This is a genomic window from Roseobacter sp. YIN89 (assembly GCF_057219365.1).
Map to the genome: position 1 here is coordinate 1,224,690 of NZ_JBXVVD010000001.1, position 4,233 is coordinate 1,228,922.

The following is a 4,233-nucleotide window of genomic DNA, read 5'->3' on the forward strand; positions in this document are numbered from 1 at the left end:
GTTTGCGAGGACGATCTGGCCCAAGATCTCCCTTGATCCTTTCGGACTGAGGGAAAATTACTCCTTGTGCTTCGTGAATGAAGCGCGGATTCCATCGACGTGAATTTTTTAGGCGTTTTCTTATCTCATGTTTTGCGGACCTTGCTTGCGCAACTGGATCTTTGATCTTGTGTGGAAAATTCCCGCGGTCCACAGAAATCCATTGATCTCTTTCGGGATCAAACTCTATGCCGCCACCCTTTACCTCAATTGCCAGAATTCCGTGTGTCGGGTGCGCGATTAAGAAATCGCATTCGCCATCAATTTCGTTGCCAAGGCGATCAAGTCCGACCCAAGGGCGCGTATAAAAAACCGAAAAGCTATCATCGAGGGCCTTTGCAAGCTGGCTATATACCCGCACCTCAGCGCTGCGGCGCGAGTCTTCCAGAATGGATCGTGGGATAGTTCTGGGCCAAAGTATCGCCATTACGCCCTCGCGACCAAATCTTCAAAGAACCCAAGCCCCGAGCGCGTCCCATCGCCGGTCAGGAGCGCGCGATCGAGAAAGCTGTTGAACGTTTCGCATGACGTCTCGGGCGCAAGGCAGCATGCGTGGCATACCGAATGCGAGTAGCTGTTTTCCGCACCCATCATGTCCGTGATGCAGAGCGGATCGGAGGAGCACCACTCGATCGCGTCGATCGCACGTTGCAGAATGCCCTCAATGCGCCCCGCTTTTCCCTGACGTTCGAGCCCGCCGAGCGTCCCGTCCGAGTCCGGTGTTGCGGTATAGATAAGAAGCCCTGCCATCTGCTCATCGCCGGTCCCGGCATAGATCCTTTCCTGAAGGGATGCAGAGGAATATCCGCACTCAAGCGTCAGTTGGCGCATGAGCGCGTGCGCGAGGGTGAGGACAGGGGCCATCCTGAAGGGGGTTACGTCGATGTGGCGATCCGGCGCTGGCAGGAGATAACGGGCGGGGCAGCAAGACTTGTCCAAACAGGAGAGGCTTCCTCTGCACTAGTGCAAGGCGCTGGACATGCTTGTTCCGAAACGGGTGCGCCAGAAAATAGGGAGGACTTCTAATGCCGGACGAAGAGAACTCCGAAGACACATATGACGTCGGTTACGGCAAACCTCCCAAGCACACGCAATGGCAGAAGGGACAGTCCGGTAACCCGTTTGGCAAGAATAAGAAAGAACAATCGCTGCATGATGAGCTGAAGAAACTGTCTGCCAAGGAAATTGGCGTTCAGCAGAACGGCGTAGGCAAGCATACGGCCGCACATGGTTTGCCGGTGATCGCGTGATACTGACGCCGGAGAGCTGATCGGCACTGTCGCGTTACAAAAAGTGGGCGATCCTGCTGACCATATTGGTCCTGCACCAAAGGCTAAACACCATCACGATCCTCAACACCCAACTTACAAATCTGAAAGATTGGGATTTTGGTTTTGTATGACGGGACTGGCCACGGCAGAAAGATGAATACACAACAGACGCGCCTGCGAAAACCAGCAGCTAAGCAGTTTTCATGGTGTCGTTGCCGTTAGTTTTGGGCTGCCAAAATCAAATTGCACCGCGTGCCAGCCTGAATGTCGCCGTCTGGATTGTCGATTTCCAGCTCAATGCCAAAGGTACCGCTGGCGGCATCGAAGACACGATCAACCGTGGCCACCCTGGCGTCGTAAGTCCCTTCCAAAGGTGCTTTCTGGCGAACCCGGATAATGTCTCCGACCGATATCGCGGTGAATTGCTCTTGCGGCAGGAACGCTTCGACTTTCAAGGGGTCGATTTCGGCCAGCGTCATGAGCGCAAACTGCTCATGCGCGTATTCGCCCGGCTGGCCGTCCACTTTAAGGATTAGCCCATCCGCTGGGGCAACAATGGTTCTGCGTTCCCAGAAGACTACTGCCTGCTGATGGCTAAGCTGTGCCAGGATTTTTGCAAGCCGAGCCCGTTCCACTGCCAACTCGCTGATCTTGCGTTGCGCAATGGCTTCTTCGACAGCGCGCTCGGTGACAACGGAACGCTCTGCCAGCGTTTGCGCACGTTCCAGTTCCTTGACGCGTAGTTCCAGTTCCGCCATTGCGGCACGAATTTCAACGTCAGAGGAGGATTGCTCCGCCGTCAGGTCAACCTGAAGTTTTTGAATGCCGTCCTCGAGTTTGGCGAGAACCTGTCCTTTGCTGACGAAATCGCCGCGCCCGACCATCACTTCGGCGATCGTGCCCTGATCCGCGGCGACAAGATTGACGATTGATTTTGGCTGGATGAGGCAATCATAGCTTTGCGCAGAAGCAGGCACTGCCGCGAGACACAAGGCAAAATGCAAAAGTCGTCGCATGAGAGCTCCCGGAATACACGCTTTGTGCTGGAGTATTCGTGCAAAGCGCGAAATAATCAACCTTGCAATTTGCTCAAGGAAAGAGGTTGTCTGTGGTGAAGAGTGGGGCGGCATGACACAGACATCGCAAGAATTGGAAGACCGACTCATATCCGATTTTTCGGCCGTAGTAGCGGTGAAAGCGGCGTTCAGGTTGGGGCTGCTTGAGCTCACAGACTCAGCGGCCATAAAGCGGAAAGGCGTGTTCGCGGGGTCGCGTTCGGGCGGTCTGCTGAAAAAACTTTTGCGGCAGGCCGGCGTTCTGGAGCCCGACAGCCTTGCCCTTACCGAAGCTATGCGAGAGGTCCTGGCCCAACGCGGATCGGCTTTGCGTTCAATAATCGAATTCAATGCCCTGTCGGCTGCAGATTGCCTGCGGTTTCCCGAGCTGCTTTTTGGCAGCCCGCGGCGGTTTATGACGGCGGCCGATACGTTTGACTTCTTCCAATATGGTCGCGCGGGAACAATCAAGGCGGCTGACATACAGGCGACCGAGCCTTGGGTCGATTACGTGAGTGCACTGACCGAACGCGAGGGGGCGGTTATCGCACCGTTGATGCCGTTGGACGGGGTCGCAACACTGTTGGACGTCGGCGGCAATTCCGGCGCATTTGGCGCATGCCTGCTTGCAGCGTGGCCCGCCTTGTCGGTGACTGTTCTGGATCTTCCCGCAGTTGTTCATATCGGGCAGAGGCGCTATGCGGACGCGGATACCGCCGCGCGGTTATCATTCGTCGCCGGTGATGCGCGCCGTGGACCGCTGCCACCGGTTGATGCGATTTGTTTCAAATCCGTGTTGCACGATTGGTCTGAAGAAGAGGCGAGAGGCATGCTGTCGCGCGCGGCAGCCAGTCTCGCCTCGGGCGGTCGACTGATTGTTGTTGAACGCGGGAGGGTTGAGGATGAACCGCCGACGCCGGATATCGGTCTTGGTGCTAATCTGGTTTTTGCGCGGTTTTACCGGACGCCGGATACATATGCCGAGTGGATGCGGGCAGCCGGTCTTGATCTGCTGGTACCGAGTTCTGCATCCTTTGGCACGACTTTCCACCTCGTTGCGGGGCAAAAGCCGTGACGGGACGGATCGTTGCAGTCGCTGGCGCGCCCGGGTCGGGGAAGACCACCGTTGCAACGGCGGTCGCGAAACAACTGGGCGCAGGCGTGGTGGCTTGGGACAATTACGAGACCATGACCCAGCAAGGTCCGGAGGTCATGGTCGATTGGCTCAAGCGAGGTTCACCCTACGGTGAAATCGACGCGCCCGGTCTTTTACCGGCGTTGACAGCTGCTCGTGAGAGGGGGATGGTGATCTTCGATATGCCGCTGGGGCGGGCCTATCAGCCAACAGCGACACTGATTGATTGCGTTGTCTGGCTTGATGCGCCGCCAGACATCTGTCTTGCGCGCAAGATCTTGCAGCTTATGCCGGCACCGCGGAGCAGTCAGGACGCTTCGTTCTCGTCCTGGCTGCACGAATATTTGCGCGCGTATCCCAGTATTGTCGCGCCCTTGCTTGAGCATCAAAGAGCCAAAGTGCGTGGTCATGCGGATCACATTGTCTTAAGCGACAGAGAAGTCGGGACGACACTGAAAAATGTGCTGAGAGTCATTTCATGGGCGACGTAACGGCGAATCGATTTCCTGTGTGCGCAGCGAAATATTGTGTGTTGTCTAGTCTGTTTTTTTGCCATCACATCGGCAAGGATGATTTTAATAAATGATAAAATCTCAAGTCCTGGCATTACAGGGCGCTCGTAAGAGTTGTATTTGTTTTTACTTAAGTTCCAATTTCCGGGGGAACGAAAATGGCTGCTCCATTCATCCGTCAAGAAGCGGGATCTCTCCCGCGTCTTCCACTCAACCGAAAA

The 4,233-nt window shown here is 55.8% G+C and carries 5 protein-coding genes and 1 pseudogene; 3 read left to right on the forward strand and 3 right to left on the reverse strand.

What is annotated here, in order from left to right; all coding sequences use genetic code 11:
- Nucleotides 1-112: 112 nt before the first annotated feature.
- Both AC2D8V_RS06105 and AC2D8V_RS06110 read right to left on the reverse strand, forming a co-directional pair.
- Nucleotides 113-466, reverse strand: a pseudogene (locus AC2D8V_RS06105) (nuclease-related domain-containing protein); the annotation flags it as partial.
- Nucleotides 466-903 carry a Zn-binding domain-containing protein gene (locus tag AC2D8V_RS06110; protein ID WP_484732620.1) on the reverse strand — a complete coding sequence of 146 codons (438 nt, stop codon included), beginning with the start codon at nt 901-903 and terminating at the stop codon, nt 466-468. The gene AC2D8V_RS06110 and the pseudogene AC2D8V_RS06105, both read right to left, overlap by 1 nt.
- Before the next feature lie 161 nt (nt 904-1,064).
- Between AC2D8V_RS06110 and AC2D8V_RS06115 the strand changes: the two genes are divergently transcribed.
- The gene (locus AC2D8V_RS06115; protein WP_484732621.1) at nt 1,065-1,289 is read left to right on the forward strand and encodes a DUF5681 domain-containing protein; all 225 of its coding nucleotides are present in this window, start codon (nt 1,065-1,067) and stop codon (nt 1,287-1,289) included.
- A 239-nt stretch (nt 1,290-1,528) separates the two neighbouring features.
- Here AC2D8V_RS06115 and AC2D8V_RS06120 read toward each other — a convergent pair whose 3' ends face one another.
- Complete coding sequence (locus tag AC2D8V_RS06120; RefSeq protein ID WP_484732622.1) at nt 1,529-2,326, reverse strand: efflux RND transporter periplasmic adaptor subunit; 798 nt, start codon at nt 2,324-2,326, stop codon at nt 1,529-1,531.
- Nucleotides 2,327-2,438: 112 nt separating this feature from the next.
- On the opposite strand from AC2D8V_RS06120, the gene AC2D8V_RS06125 reads away from it, so the two are divergent.
- Both AC2D8V_RS06125 and AC2D8V_RS06130 read left to right on the forward strand, forming a co-directional pair.
- Nucleotides 2,439-3,440 carry a methyltransferase gene (locus tag AC2D8V_RS06125; RefSeq protein WP_484732623.1) on the forward strand — a complete coding sequence of 334 codons (1,002 nt, stop codon included), beginning with the start codon at nt 2,439-2,441 and terminating at the stop codon, nt 3,438-3,440.
- A complete protein-coding gene (locus tag AC2D8V_RS06130) occupies nt 3,437-3,991 on the forward strand; it encodes an AAA family ATPase (RefSeq protein WP_484732624.1) in 555 nt (184 codons plus the stop codon). Before AC2D8V_RS06125 ends, AC2D8V_RS06130 begins: the two co-directional genes overlap by 4 nt.
- Nucleotides 3,992-4,233 lie beyond the last annotated feature (242 nt).

Coding starts and splice junctions, on each gene's coding strand:
- AC2D8V_RS06110 (WP_484732620.1), bottom strand. CDS start 903: ATGGCCCCTGTCCTCACCCTCGCGCACGCGCTCATGCGCCAACTGACG.
- AC2D8V_RS06115 (WP_484732621.1), top strand. CDS start 1,065: ATGCCGGACGAAGAGAACTCCGAAGACACATATGACGTCGGTTACGGC.
- AC2D8V_RS06120 (WP_484732622.1), bottom strand. CDS start 2,326: ATGCGACGACTTTTGCATTTTGCCTTGTGTCTCGCGGCAGTGCCTGCT.
- AC2D8V_RS06125 (WP_484732623.1), top strand. CDS start 2,439: ATGACACAGACATCGCAAGAATTGGAAGACCGACTCATATCCGATTTT.